Annotated in this window: 11 protein-coding genes; 3 read left to right on the top strand and 8 right to left on the bottom strand. The window is 66.8% G+C overall.

Annotation, left to right across the window (positions count from 1 at the left end; genetic code table 11):
- Nucleotides 1-121: 121 nt before the first annotated feature.
- The 3 genes from FHP25_RS37130 to FHP25_RS37140 form a co-directional block, all read right to left on the bottom strand.
- Nucleotides 122-352: a hypothetical protein gene (locus FHP25_RS37130; protein ID WP_147852087.1), complete on the bottom strand. Its 231-nt coding sequence runs from the start codon at nucleotides 350-352 to the stop codon at nucleotides 122-124.
- Between the two features lie 320 nt (nucleotides 353-672).
- Complete coding sequence (locus FHP25_RS37135) at nucleotides 673-915, bottom strand: hypothetical protein (RefSeq protein WP_147852053.1); 243 nt, start codon at nucleotides 913-915, stop codon at nucleotides 673-675.
- 229 nt (nucleotides 916-1,144) lie between these two features.
- Complete coding sequence (locus tag FHP25_RS37140; protein ID WP_218578890.1) at nucleotides 1,145-2,491, bottom strand: aminotransferase-like domain-containing protein; 1,347 nt, start codon at nucleotides 2,489-2,491, stop codon at nucleotides 1,145-1,147.
- A gap of 49 nt (nucleotides 2,492-2,540) precedes the next feature.
- Between FHP25_RS37140 and FHP25_RS37145 the strand changes: the two genes are divergently transcribed.
- Nucleotides 2,541-3,389, top strand: a complete 849-nt coding sequence (locus FHP25_RS37145) for an alpha/beta fold hydrolase (protein ID WP_218578891.1) — start codon at nucleotides 2,541-2,543, stop codon at nucleotides 3,387-3,389.
- Between the two features lie 157 nt (nucleotides 3,390-3,546).
- Nucleotides 3,547-6,675: a bifunctional proline dehydrogenase/L-glutamate gamma-semialdehyde dehydrogenase PutA gene (gene putA / locus FHP25_RS37150; protein WP_147852056.1), complete on the top strand. Its 3,129-nt coding sequence runs from the start codon at nucleotides 3,547-3,549 to the stop codon at nucleotides 6,673-6,675.
- Between the two features lie 27 nt (nucleotides 6,676-6,702).
- Here putA and FHP25_RS37155 read toward each other — a convergent pair whose 3' ends face one another.
- From FHP25_RS37155 to FHP25_RS37170, 4 genes are all read right to left on the bottom strand, one after another.
- Nucleotides 6,703-7,443: a glutathione S-transferase N-terminal domain-containing protein gene (locus FHP25_RS37155; protein ID WP_147852057.1), complete on the bottom strand. Its 741-nt coding sequence runs from the start codon at nucleotides 7,441-7,443 to the stop codon at nucleotides 6,703-6,705.
- Nucleotides 7,440-8,471, bottom strand: coding sequence for a glutathione S-transferase C-terminal domain-containing protein (locus tag FHP25_RS37160; RefSeq protein WP_147852058.1), 1,032 nt, complete (start codon nucleotides 8,469-8,471; stop codon nucleotides 7,440-7,442). The genes FHP25_RS37155 and FHP25_RS37160 overlap by 4 nt, the downstream gene beginning before the upstream one ends.
- Nucleotides 8,472-8,608: 137 nt before the next feature.
- Entirely contained in the window at nucleotides 8,609-9,415 is an 807-nt protein-coding gene (locus FHP25_RS37165) for an AraC family transcriptional regulator (RefSeq protein ID WP_147852059.1), read from the bottom strand.
- 116 nt (nucleotides 9,416-9,531) lie between these two features.
- Nucleotides 9,532-10,743, bottom strand: a complete 1,212-nt coding sequence (locus tag FHP25_RS37170) for an ABC transporter substrate-binding protein (RefSeq protein WP_147852060.1) — start codon at nucleotides 10,741-10,743, stop codon at nucleotides 9,532-9,534.
- On the opposite strand from FHP25_RS37170, the gene FHP25_RS37175 reads away from it, so the two are divergent.
- Nucleotides 10,742-12,571 carry an AMP-binding protein gene (locus tag FHP25_RS37175; RefSeq protein WP_218578893.1) on the top strand — a complete coding sequence of 610 codons (1,830 nt, stop codon included), beginning with the start codon at nucleotides 10,742-10,744 and terminating at the stop codon, nucleotides 12,569-12,571. The two genes, FHP25_RS37170 and FHP25_RS37175, sit on opposite strands and share 2 nt — an antisense overlap.
- Nucleotides 12,572-12,660: 89 nt before the next feature.
- Here the strand turns inward: FHP25_RS37175 and wrbA are convergent, their stop codons facing one another.
- A complete protein-coding gene (wrbA, locus tag FHP25_RS37180) occupies nucleotides 12,661-13,260 on the bottom strand; it encodes an NAD(P)H:quinone oxidoreductase (RefSeq protein ID WP_147852061.1) in 600 nt (199 codons plus the stop codon).
- Nucleotides 13,261-13,285: the final 25 nt, after the last annotated feature.

The following is a 13,285-nucleotide window of genomic DNA, read 5'->3' on the forward strand; positions in this document are numbered from 1 at the left end:
AAAAAATCGGTCTGACGATCAACTTGGCGGAAATTACTCATCACAACCACGCTGGCTCGAGCCAATATCAACCCTCGATAATGAATCTCATTCCAGCTCTCGGCTCAAGTCCGACAGGCTGCTAGTAGCGCGTGCCCGGCGTCGTGGCCGCGCCGACGCCGGCGCCGATCGCGCCGCCGATCAAGGCACCGCCCACCACCGAGAGGCCGCCGGTGGCCGCACCGATGGCCGCGCCCGTGCCGGCGCCAATCGCGCCGCCCGTCACTGCCCGCTGGCCCCATGTGTCGCCGCACGCCGAGATCAGCAGCGCTATCGGCACCAGCAGCGCCCCAATCTTCGCGGGCATCATCATGTTCGACACGGGATCCTCCTTCTCATGACGGCGGGACTGCGTCCCACCGGCTCCCATCGGCAACGCTCGCCGAGCACAATGGCATCAATGTGGCGCGACATTCCACACGATTTCAATCGCTTGATACCCCTGCGGCAGGACGAACAACATCACGCGGTGCCAACGACAACGCCGCCGCCGGACATGGGTTCCCATGCAGCTCTCGCGCATGTGCAGATTCGGCGTTCGGACGGCGGGCCGCCCTCGCCGCCCGAAACGCCGGCGGCCGCGCATGGAAGCGCGGCCGCGATCTACCCCACTCTACGCTACTACGCTTGTCATCACTTCCTGTCGGAGGACGTCACGCTGGCATCCGGAGTCGTGATGGCGCCGATCGCGGCACCGGCAGCAACACCGATCAGCGCGCCGCCCCAGATCGGCAAACCGCCGATCAGGGCGCCAGCCGCGGCACCGCTCGCCAGTCCGATCGCGCCACCCGAGGCAGCGCGCTCGCCCCAGGTGTCACCGCAACCGGCAAGCGCCAGCGCAGCCGGCACCACCAGGGCCAGCACCCTCTTCGCCATCGCTTCGGTCTCCAAAAAAATAAAGAGGCGGCAAGATACGCGCCGCCGAATAACTGAGGGGGACGCGGGCCTGAAACTGGGGAAGGGCCCACCATATGCTTCGTTCTAAACGTCTCCGGGGGGTTGAGGGGGTAACCGGAGCCGTTCGTTTATGACTCGAAGATAGACCGGGAAAATCTTGGACTCAATACCTTTTTTTGATTCTTTTATTGCTCGCTCAATTCCCGCCCTATTCCGTGCCCCAGGTTTGCGGATCGCCGCGCGCCAAGCTGCCGATCACGGCAAGCGCCTCGCCCAGCACTATCGGCGCCGGCGACGCCAGCGCGAGGCGACAGGCATTTGGCGCATGACCGGCGCGCACGGCAAAGGCCGACGCCGGCGTGATGGCTATACCACGGCGTGCTGCGGCACTCACGAACATGTCGGCGCGCCACGTCTCCGGAAGAACCAGCCAGCAATGATACGAACGCGGATCACAGCGCACGGCGAGGCCGGCGAGCTTGTCGCGTGCGATCGCCTGACGTGCAGCAGCATCGTGACGCTTGGCATCGATGATGGTCTGCACCGTGCCGTCGGTCATCCAACGCACGCTGGCTTCGAGCGCAAAGCCTGACACCAGCCACGCGCCCGTGCGCAGCGATGCCGCCACGCGCTCGGACAACGCCGCCGGCACAACAACAAAGCCTGCGGTGAGACCGGGCGACAATCGCTTCGACAGGCTGTCGATCAGCACCGAACGCTCGGGAGCAAAAGCGGCAAGCGGTGGCGGCCCATCGATGAGGAAGGCGTAGACTGCGTCTTCGACGACAATGAGATCGTGACGGCGACAGACCGTTGCCAACGCCTTGCGGCGATGAACCGGCATCGTCGTGCCAAGCGGATTGTGCAGCGTGGGCTGAAGGTACACTGCCGCCATAGGCGCGGTGCGCTGCGCCGCCATGACCGCGTCGGGCAGCACTCCGTCGTCGTCCATGCCGAGCGCCACGAGCTCGATGCCGAGTCGAGCCGCAACAGACTTCACGAGAGGATATGTCAACGCTTCGATGCCCAGCCTCTCCCCTGGCATCACCAGCGCAGCGAGGACCGCAGCGATCGCCTGCTTGCCGTTGCCGGCGAACAGGATGTCGGCTGCGCTCGGCGACCAGCCGCCGCGAGCGAGAAAGGCAGCGGCAGCCTGCCGCGCAGCAGACGTCCCGCTTGCACCGACGGGCTGCAGACTTGCGCCGAGGTCGCCAGCGCGACGGATAAGGCCGTTCAAGCTGCGCGCGAGCAACGCCGGCTGCCCGGCCACAGTCGGGAAGTTGAGTTCCAGATCGACGGCTATCCCCGCTGGCTCGACGAGCGCCATCCGCGGCGGCGTCTGAACCGCACGCACGAAGGTTCCGCGCCCCACCTCGCCCGCGACCAGACCACGTCGGCGCAGTTCCGTGTAGACCCGCGCCGCGGTCGAGCTGGCGATGCCCCGCTGATAGGCAAATGCCCGCTGCGGCGGCAGCCGCTCACCGGGCCGCAGGCGGCCGCTGGCGATGTCGGCGGCCATGCCGTCGGCAATGGCTTGGTATGTATCGCCCATCATATTGCTCCGAGTGCAATGTATTTATTGCACCGATCCCACATGGGAAGCAATGTCCCGACATCCGGAAACGGACGAAGGCAAGGCGATGAGCGCGGTCAAGCTGAACGACATCACCATCAGCTACGATGACATCGGCCATGGCGAGGACGTGCTGGTTCTGCTTCACGGCCATCCCTTCGACCGCTCCATGTGGCGGCCGCAGTGTGATGCGTTGGGCGGGAAGCGCTGGCGCCTGATCGTCCCGGATCTGCGTGGCTACGGCGAATCGACCGTCACCCCGAGCACGACGACGCTGGACATGCTTGCCCACGACGTGGCGGCACTGCTCGACCATCTCGGCATCGACGCGGCGGTGATCGGCGGCCTGTCGATGGGCGGTCAGATCGTGATGGCTTTCTGCCATCTCTACCCGCAGCGGGTCCGCGGCGTGGTGCTGGCCGCAACCTTTCCCCAGGCGGAGACGGATGATGGCAAGCAGGTCCGCAATACGATGGCGGACCGCCTGCTGCGCGACGGCATGGAAGGCTATGCCGCCGAAGTATTGCCCAGGATGGTGGCGCCGCGCACGCTTGCGGCCCGCCCCGATATCGCTGCCCACGTCTTGGGCATGATGCGCGGCGCGCACCCGATCGGCGCCGCAGCAGCATTGCGGGGCCGTGCGGAACGCCCTTGCTATGACGCCGTGCTAAGCGCCCTGCCTGTTCCTGCGCTGATCGTGGTGGGCGATGAGGACGCCTTCACGACCCGTGCCGACGCCGAGCGAATGCACACCCTCATCACGGGATCGACTCTCGTATGGATGCCGGGTGTCGGGCACATGCCGAATCTCGAGCACGCTGACGCCTTCAACGCCGCGCTCGAGTCGTTCCTGTTGACATTCGGTAGCGCCCCGACCTGATACCGGGCGCCAACGTCCCTTCCAGGACAGCTGCCGCGCCGCCTCGACCGGCGACGGAACGGTCATGGCCTGCTCATGATTCCATGGCACGCTGACAAAGATGTCATCGAATCGCGGGCAGAATGGACGCATTGTCAGGCGTTCGAAGAGGATCGCCATGACCGCCACCGCCTCCTCGCCCCGCCCCGCATTGCCGGCCTTCGCCGCGCCCTATGCCGAAGACGACGCGGCGATCGCCCGCCGGCTCTTCGCGGACGAGCGTCTGTCGCCGGATCGCGAGCAGCGGATCGATGCCCGGGCCCGCGAGCTGATTGCGGCCATCCGGTCGCACAGCGCCGGCCTTGGCGGCGTCGAGGAGATGCTGCGGGAGTATTCGCTCTCGACACGCGAGGGCCTGGCGCTGATGGTGCTGGCCGAATCGCTGCTTCGAGTCCCTGACGCCGCGACGGCCGACCGGCTGATCGAGGACAAGCTGGAGCAAGGCGACTTCACCCACCACGCCGCGAAGTCCGAGGCCTTCCTGGTCCATGCCTCCGCCTGGGCGCTGGGTGTCTCGGCGCGCATCATCCAGGCCGGCGAGACGCCCGAGGGCATCCTCGCGCAGCTGGCGCGTCGCATCGGCATGCCGACCGTGCGCACGGCGATCCGCCAGGCCATGCGGGTCATGGGCAACCATTTCGTCCTCGGCCAGACCATCGAGGAGGCGCTGCGGCGCGCGACCTCCGGCGCCGGCCGCGTCTTTCGCTATTCATTCGACATGCTGGGCGAAGGCGCGCGCACGCAGGCCGACGCCAACCGGTATTTCGCCGCCTACGCCGCCGCCATCGCGGCGATCGGCGCCGCCGCCGGCAACCAGAAGCTGCCGAACCGGCCCGGCATCTCGGTGAAGCTGTCGGCCCTGCACCCGCGCTACGAGGCCATCAGCCGTGCGCGCGTGATGCGCGAGCTGGTGCCCCGCGTGATCGAGCTCGCGCGCCAGGCCAAGGCGCACGACCTCAACTTCACCGTCGATGCCGAAGAAGCCGACCGGCTGGAGCTGTCGCTCGACGTGATCGCGGCCACGGCCGCCGACCCGGCCCTGTCGGGCTGGGATGGATTCGGCCTCGCCATCCAGGCCTATCAGAAGCGGGCGCAGCAGGTGGTCGACTGGGTGGCCGATCTCGCCGCGGCACTTGATCGCCGCCTGATGGTGCGCCTGGTCAAGGGCGCGTACTGGGATACCGAGATCAAGCGCGCGCAGGAACGCGGCCTGGCCGACTATCCGGTCTTCACCCGCAAGGCGATGACCGACCTGAACTACATCGCCTGCGCCGAACGGCTGCTGCAGGCGCGGCCGCGGCTCTATCCGCAGTTCGCCACGCACAACGCGCTGACCGTGGCGGCGATCATCGAGCGCGCCGGCGGCAGCGACGGATACGAGTTCCAGCGCCTGCACGGCATGGGCGAGGCGCTGTACGAGCATCTGATCGAGACGCTGCCGGGCATTGCCTGCCGTACCTACGCGCCGGTCGGCGGCCACCGCGACCTGCTGGCCTACCTGGTCCGCCGGCTGCTGGAAAACGGTGCCAACTCGTCCTTCGTCTCGGTTGCCGCCGATGCATCCGTGCCGGTCGAACGGCTGCTGGTGCGGCCGGCCACGCTGGTCGGCACGCCCGATGCGGCTCGCCATCCCAGGCTCGTCCTGCCGCGCGATCTCTACGGTGCCGACCGCGCCAATGCGCGCGGCGTCGAGTTCGGCGATCGCGCCGCCCTGGACGCGCTGCTGGCCGAGGTGCGCCAGGGCGGGTCCGCGCGGTTCACCGCGGCGCCCGTGATCGACGGCCGGCCGCAGGCCGGCGCGGAACGCAGCGTGGTCAGCCCCATCGACAGCGCGACTACTGTTGGCGAGGTTATCGAGGCAACTCCCGAGCTGGCCGCTTCAGCCATGCGCGCAGCACTTGCCGGCTTCGCGGCATGGCGCAGCACGCCGGCGGCCTCTCGCGCGGCCGCCCTGCGCCGTGCCGCCGACCTGTTGGAGGAACGCCGCGGGCGGTTCCTGCATCTGCTCCAGGCAGAGGGCGGCAAGACGCTCGACGATGCCATGGCGGAGGTCCGCGAGGCGGTCGATTTCTGCCGCTACTACGCCGCCGAGGGCAGCCGCCTGTTCGGGACCGGCGCCACCATGCCCGGCCCGACCGGCGAGACCAATATGCTGCGCCTGCGCGGGCGCGGCGTCTTCGTCGCGATCTCGCCGTGGAACTTCCCGCTGGCGATCTTCCTGGGCCAGGTCAGCGCCGCGTTGATGGCAGGCAACGTGGTTGTCGCGAAGCCGGCCGAGCAGACGCCGCTGATCGCCGCCCAGGCCGTCGGCCTGCTCCACGAGGCCGGCGTGCCGGTCTCGGCGCTGCATATCCTGCCCGGCGACGGCCGCATCGGCGCGGCGCTGGTGGCGCATCCCGCGGTCGGCGGCGTGGTCTTCACCGGCTCGACCGAGGTCGCTCGCCAGATCAACCGCGCGCTGGCCGCCAAGGACGGCCCGATCGTGCCCCTGATCGCCGAGACCGGCGGCATCAACGCCATGATCGTCGACGCCACCGCCCTGCCCGAGCAGGTGATCGACGACGTCATCACGTCGGCGTTCCGCTCGGCCGGCCAGCGCTGCTCGGCCCTGCGACTGCTCTGCGTGCAGGAAGACGTCGCCGACCGCATGATCGAGATGATCGCCGGCGCCGCCCGCGACCTCAGCCTGGGCGATCCGCGCACGATTTCCACGCATATCGGACCGGTCATCGACTGGGAGGCCAAGAGCCGCCTGGACCGGCATATCGCCCGCATGAAACGCGAGGCGGTGACGCGCTACGCCGGCGAGATCCCGCCCTCGCTGCTTGAGCGGGAAGCCTCCCTCTACGTCGCGCCGCACATCTTCGAGCTGCCCGGCTCCGAGTCCCTCGCCGAGGAGGTGTTCGGCCCGATCCTCCATGTGGCGCGCTTCCGCGCCGACGGTCTCGATCAGGTGCTGTCGGCGATCGAGGGCACGGGCTATGGCCTGACGCTGGGCGTCCATTCACGCATCGACGCCACGGTCGAGCGCATCGAAAGCCGCCTCCCCGTGGGCAACGTCTACGTCAACCGCAACATGATCGGCGCGGTGGTGGGTGTGCAGCCCTTCGGCGGCAGCGGCCTTTCCGGCACCGGCCCCAAGGCCGGTGGTCCCCACTACCTGCAGCGCTTCGCCACCGAGCAGACCGTCACGATCAACACCGCCGCGGCTGGCGGCAACGCCAGCCTGATCGCGATGGAGGATTGACCGCCGACGGACCGTGGCGAACGGCATTCAGACATCCCGTGCTCGCTGTCCGAGCAGGATCGTCCTGGCCGCCGCTGTCATGGTGGAGCTTCCCTGGCGCAGCTCGTTGCCCATACGGAAGCCTTTGTTCACGGCCGGGCGTGCGGCGATGGCCTCGAACCACCGCTGCAGATGCGGGAATGACGCGAGCTGCTGGTCGTGGTGCCGCCAGAGCCTGACCCAGGCCCAGCAGGCGATGTCCGCGATCGAATAGTCACACGCCAGGAACTCATGATCCCTGAGCCGGGCATTCATGACGCCGTAGAGCCGGTTGATCTCGTTGGTGAACCGCTCGATCGCATAGGGGACGATCTCGGACGCATATTCGCGGAAATGATGGACCTGTCCTGCGGTCGGCCCGAGTGAGGCGATCTGCCATGCCAGCCATTGGTTGACCGTATGCCGCTCACGTGCCCGTCGCGGCAGGAACTGCCCGTTCCTCTCGGCGAGGTAGGCCAGGATGGCAGCCGATTCGAAGAGCGCATACGGTACCCCACCATCGACCGGCGCGTGATCGACAATGGCCGGAATCTTGTTGCTGGGGCTGATGGCCAGGAAGTCCGGCTGGAACTGATCGCCCCTGCGGATATCGACAGGCACGAGATTGTAGGCCTCCGTCAACTCCTCGAGCAGGATCGTGACCTTCCAGCCGTTGGGTGTGGGCCAGTAATAGAGGTCAATGGCTGCCGGTCCGTGCCGCTGCGGTGGCGCCGCCTGCGATCGGGTCATAGCCCGAACGCCTCGCCGCAGCCGGTCTCCCTGAGAATGCAGGCTGTCTGCTCGCGGGCTGTTCCCGATAGCGCATCAAACTCCTGCCGCAGCCATCGCAGGCACTTGGCCTGGTAGCGGAACGGCGCCTGCTCATAGGGAAGGCCCAGCGCCGTCATCGAGACTGTTTCCTTGTTGCCTTCGACAGCGGCTTCGTTGGCGAGCAGGAACGGCAGGTATGTCTCGCCCGCCAGTCGAAGCAGGTCAGCCGTGGCCGGACACAGGTCGGCCGGCGAGTCTATCCACTCGCCCTCGATGCCCGAAGCTTCGTCGAGCGTCTGGATCCAGTCCAATGTGGCCGGCGACCGATCTCGCATGATGGCGCCCGGCGTCGGATCGTTGCGGCAGGTGAACAGCGCACCGAACATGCCGAAATCGCCGAGCGATGGACGCGATCCGAGCAGGAACGAGGACGTGGCGCGCAGGCGGGTCATGGCATCCAGCACCCGGCGATAGACCTCCGCGATCAAGGGCGCGTTCAGGGGCGTGCATCCGACCAGCGGCATGCGCGAGATCTGGCGATCCCTGAACACCTTTGCCGCTGCCTCGATCTGCTGTTGCGGAACACCGCCCCCGAGCAGCTCGCTCATCACCAGACGGTTCGTGAAGTTGCGATCGACATCATTTGACCAGCGATAGTGGAACGCGACCTTCAGAAGCCACTCATCGCCCATGTCCTCCAGCAGGTGGGACAGAAACGCCAGGCCCGGATTGTCCGGGACGATCGAACGCGGCCGATGGAGGCGCTCCAGCGCATAGGCGATGACCGTGGAGTCGACGCGATACGACTCATCCTCCGGAAACCACACCACGGGGATGATCCGAGGCACAACGTGGGCCAGCTCCGGGCGCACCAGATTGAGACCTGGCACCCAGTCGAAGCTCGCAGGAAGCCAGTCGAACGCAAGACGCCGGTAGCGAAAAATTGCCCGCAGCTTCGCGGCATAGGGTGAACCCAGCACGCCGTACACGCGATATCGGCCGTTCATGAAACGCCTCTCCTCCCGGTGCCCACGTACCGGCGGCACCTCATCCAATTGTACGGATTGACGATGAGGCCGCTTGCGCCCGCCGGCCAATCGATGCCGCGATCTGGACGACCGCCCTGCAGGCGGTCATGCGCCGGCTATTCCGGCAATTCGCCCTCGGCGAAGTATTGGCCAGGCGTTTGTCCGACGGAACGCCGGAACGCTTCGATGAAGGCGCTGGGGCTGCTGTAGCCGACCTCGAGGGCAGCCGTCGTGACCGACTGCCTGCAACCGAGCAGCACCATGGCGGACATCAGCCGCAGCTGGCGCCGCCAGTGCGCAAAGGACAGGCCTGTCTCCTTGATGAAGCGGCGGGTCAACGTGCGGCTGCTGGCGCAGGCGATGTCGGCCCAGTCGTCCAGGGTTCGCGGATCGGACGGGTTCTCCTTCAATGCGATACAGATGCGCTGCAGCCTGACATCCTTCGGCATCGGCAGCATCACCGGCGTGGCCGGACATACCTCCATCTCGTCGAAGATCAGGTCGGCGATCCGCTGCCGGTGTCCGTCGGACTTGTAGACCGACGGCGACTCGACGACGCGCAGGATCAGCTCGCGCAGCAGCGGCGTGACGCGCACCAGGCAGCAGCAATCGGGAAGCGGCAGATTGATGCCGGGCTGCACCAGGATGTTGCGCAACGAGATCCCGGTCACTGGCGTGAACTTGTGCTCGACATGACGCGGGACCCACAGGGCCCGCTGCGGTGGCACAACCCAGGAGGCGCCGCCGCTCTCGATGACCATGACGCCTTCGTTGGCGAACATGAGCTGCCCGCGCATATGCCGATGCGGCTCGACCACGGCGCCTGCGGGCACATCCATCGCCAGCCCGACGATGGGCTGCCGCGCCATGTTGGCTTCGATCTGCTCGATCTCCTTGGCGGAAAGGACGGTTCTTTCCATCATGACGCCCTCCCAGGCACCATGGGCGCGGCATCGGGCGTCAATGGTGAGATCCGCGAGCGTAGTGTGCGCAGCCGGCCTGATCGAGCGCTATCTGCGTCCGCCGGACGCCGTGCCCCTTATCCGCCGTGCGCTTCTCCGAAGGTCTGCCACGATTCGCCGTCAAACCGCATCAGGTAGAGCTGCTTCAGCGGCGCGTGGCTGTCGGGGCTGGTGTTCAAGGTGATGCCGGGCAGCAGCATGGGCAGCGCTACACCACGCAGGCTTTCCGCCTGCTTGCGCAGGTTGTCGGTCGTCAGATCGTCGCCGCTGCGCTTGAGGACCTCCATCAGCGTCTGCGCCGACAAATAGCCATAGACGCTGAAGATGTCCGCCTTGTCGCCGTTGGGATAGAACTTGTCCATCCATGACAGCCACTCCCTGTAGCCATCGTCGTCACGCCATCTGGGGTCGGTCGGATCCTTCTGGAACTGGGTCGAGATGATGCCCTTGGCGCCCACGAGACCAGCCGGGCGCAACACCGCGCCCACCGAGCTCGAGTAGTTGCTGAGAAACTGCAATGGGCGCCAGCCGAGATCATGGGCCTTGCGGATCGCCTGCGCAGCGAATTTCCCGCTCGCGGTATTGAAGAAGACATCCGCGCCGGACGCCTTCAGGTCGATCACCTGCGAGTCGACGGTCGCATCGGTGGTCGCGTAGCTGACCTCGCGGACAATCATATGCTGGGCCGCCGGACCCAGGCCCTCCCTCAGCCCTTTGAGGTTGTCCTTACCGACATCGTCGTCCTGGTAGAGGATGCCGATCCGGGCGTTGGGCCTCTCCTTCAGCAGGAAGCGCACATACGCCTTCATTTCCGCGTTGTAGTTGGGCTGCCAGCCGAATGTCCACGGATAGGCGCGCGGATCGTCCCACTGCGTCGCGCCGCCGGTCGGAAAGAGATGCGGGATCTTCTTGGCATTCAGGTATTTCCGGATGACCGCATTGGTCGGTGTCCCGAACGTGCTGAAGATGGCGAGGACCTTGTCCTGCTCGACCAGCCGACGAGTCTGCTCCACGGTCTTCGGCGGGCTGTAGCCGTCGTCGAGCGAGATCAGCTCGATCTTGCGCCCGTTGATGCCGCCTTCGGCGTTCACCTTGGCGAAATAGGCGAGCTCCGCCTTGCCGATCACGCTGTATGACGACGCTGGCCCGCTATAGGGCATCGTCTGACCGATCCTGATCGCGGTATCGCTCGCGCCCGGGCTATAGCGCTTTTGCGCCACGGCCGGGAGGCTGATGGCCAGCAACGCAAGCAGCAGCGCAGGCCGCAACGGCGGTCGAAAGCCCATCATGGAACGCCTCCCGCGTGGCACATGGCGCACCTCTGGTCGCGCACGACAGCCACGGTTGATTGGTCCGGATCATAGATCGAGGCGCCGCCCCACCGCTCTTGCTCACAAGCCAACCCATATCGGGAAACGGACAAGGGCTCTGAAGCTGCCCAGCCTTGGGCGGATGTCCTGCCCCAGATACCGATTGGCGGGCAGCCGGGAGAGGCAACGCAGCCCGCCTCTCTATCATCGGCACAACGACCACAACGCCGGTGCCGTCATGACGAACGCGACTGTTCACCTCCCGACCACATACGCCGACATGATGGTCACGGCGCTCGACCGCTTCCCCGACCGCATCGCCCTCGTCGAGGGACCGCAATCCATCACCTATCGCGAGCTCAAGGCGCAGGTCAGCCGGATATCACAGGCCTTGAAGGACGAGGGGCTTCGCCGTGGCGACGGGCTTGCCCAATTGTCGAACAACAGCATCGCCGCGGTCGCAACCCAGCTCGCGGCATATCTGCTCGGCCTGCGATACACCCCGCTTCATCCGCTGGGATCGCCCGACGACCACGCCTACATCCTGCAGGACGCCGATATCGCCGCCTTCGTGTTCGACCCGGCCGCCTTCGAGCACCATGCCGAGAGGCTGCTCAACCAAGACTTCCGCCCGAAGCATGTCCTGGCTCACGGCCCAAGCACCGGGGCCTTGGATCTCGCCGCCGCAGCCCGACGACAGCAGCCTGCGGATCTTGTCCCGCTGGCCGAGCCGCAGGACGTGGTCGCCCTGCTCTATACCGGCGGCACGAGCGGTCGGTCGAAGGGAGTCACCCTGTCGAACCGCGCCATGGTCATGAACGTCTTCCTGACCCTGACCGAATGGGAGTGGCCGACGGCGATACGGTTTCTCTGCAGCACGCCGATCACGCATGCGAGCGGATGCATGCTGGTGCCGATCTTCCTGCGGGGCGGGACCGTCGTGCTGCAGGCCGGCTTCAACGCCGGTGATTTCCTGGCTTCGATCGAGCAGCACCGGATCACTGCGACATTTCTTGTGCCGACGATGATCTACGCGCTGCTGGCGCAGCAGAAGCTACGGGCACGCGACGTGTCGAGCCTGGAAACGGTGATCTACGGTGGCGCCCCCATCTCGCCGGCGCGGCTGGCGGAAGCCGTCGAGAGGTTCGGCCCCGTCTTCCAGCAGATCTACTCCCAGTCGGAGGCCCCAAACTGCGCCACGGTGTTGCGCAGGCACGAGCACGACCTTGCCCAGCCCCACCGCCTCGCCTCCTGCGGCCGGCCAATCGCCGGCATCGCGGTTGCCATCCTCGATGAGCAAGGCACGCCGGTTTCTCGGGGGCAAGTCGGCGAGATCTGCTTTCGCGGCCCGTCCCTCATGGAGGGATACTGGCGCAAGCCGCAAGAGACCGCCGAGGCTTTCGGCAGCGGCTGGCTGCACACCGGTGATCTGGCCTACCAGGATGACGCGGGCTACATCTACATCGTCGACCGCCGCAAGGACATGATCGTGACCGGCGGCTTCAACGTCTATCCCAGGGAAGTCGAGGACGTTCTGACGGCGCACCCCGCGGTCGCGCTCGCGGCCGTGATCGGCGTGCCGGACGGCAAGTGGGGCGAAGCGGTCAAGGCGGTCGTCGTCAGGCGCCAGGGCGCGCGCGTCAGCGATGCCGAACTCATCGCCTTCGTCAAAGAAAAGAAGGGGTCGGTGTCGGCGCCGAAGTCGGTCGACTTCATCGAGCAGCTGCCGACGACCTCCCTGGGCAAGCCCGACAAGAAGGCGATCCGCGCCAGGTATTGGAGCGACCAGCAGCGGCAGGTCCACTGATGCCTGCCGCGAGCCGGCACGCTCGCCGCGGCCGAGCCCACCGCAGCTGCGGTGGGGGCCGCAACGAGCCGGTCGGTCTTGGCCCGGGATCAGCCGAACAGCCGCTGCGCCGTCTTGGCGATGAGCTCGCCCTGGTGCCGCGCGCCGGCCAGCTCGTTTTCGCTCGGCTGGCGCGAGCCGTCGCCCCCGGCGATGGTGGTGGCGCCGTAGGGGCTGCCGCCGGTGACCTCGTCCAGCCTCATCTGGCCCTGGAAGCTGTAGGGCAGGCCGACCACCACCATGCCGAAATGCAGCAGGTTGGTGATCAGGGAGAACAGCGTCGTCTCCTGGCCGCCATGCTGAGTGGCGCTCGAGGTGAAGGCGCCGCCCACCTTGCCGTTGAGCGCGCCGCGCGCCCACAGGCCGCCGGCCTGGTCAAGGAAGCTTGCCATCTGGGAGGAGACGCGGCCGAAGCGGGTCCCGGTGCCGATGATGATCGCGTCGTAATTGGCGAGATCCTCGACCTTCGCGACCGGGGCGGCCTGATCGAGCTTGAAATGCGCGGCCTTGGCGACCTCCAGCGGCGCCGTTTCCGGCACGCGCTTGATGTCCACCGTCGCGCCGGCCTGGCGGGCGCCGTCGGCAACGGCCTGCGCCATCGTCTCGATGTGGCCGTAGCTGGAGTAATAAAGAACAAGAACCTTGGGCACGGTGCCTCTCCTGGTTTGCTGCACC

This window comes from Vineibacter terrae (assembly GCF_008039615.1).
Taxonomy (GTDB): Bacteria; Pseudomonadota; Alphaproteobacteria; order Reyranellales; family Reyranellaceae; genus Vineibacter; species Vineibacter terrae.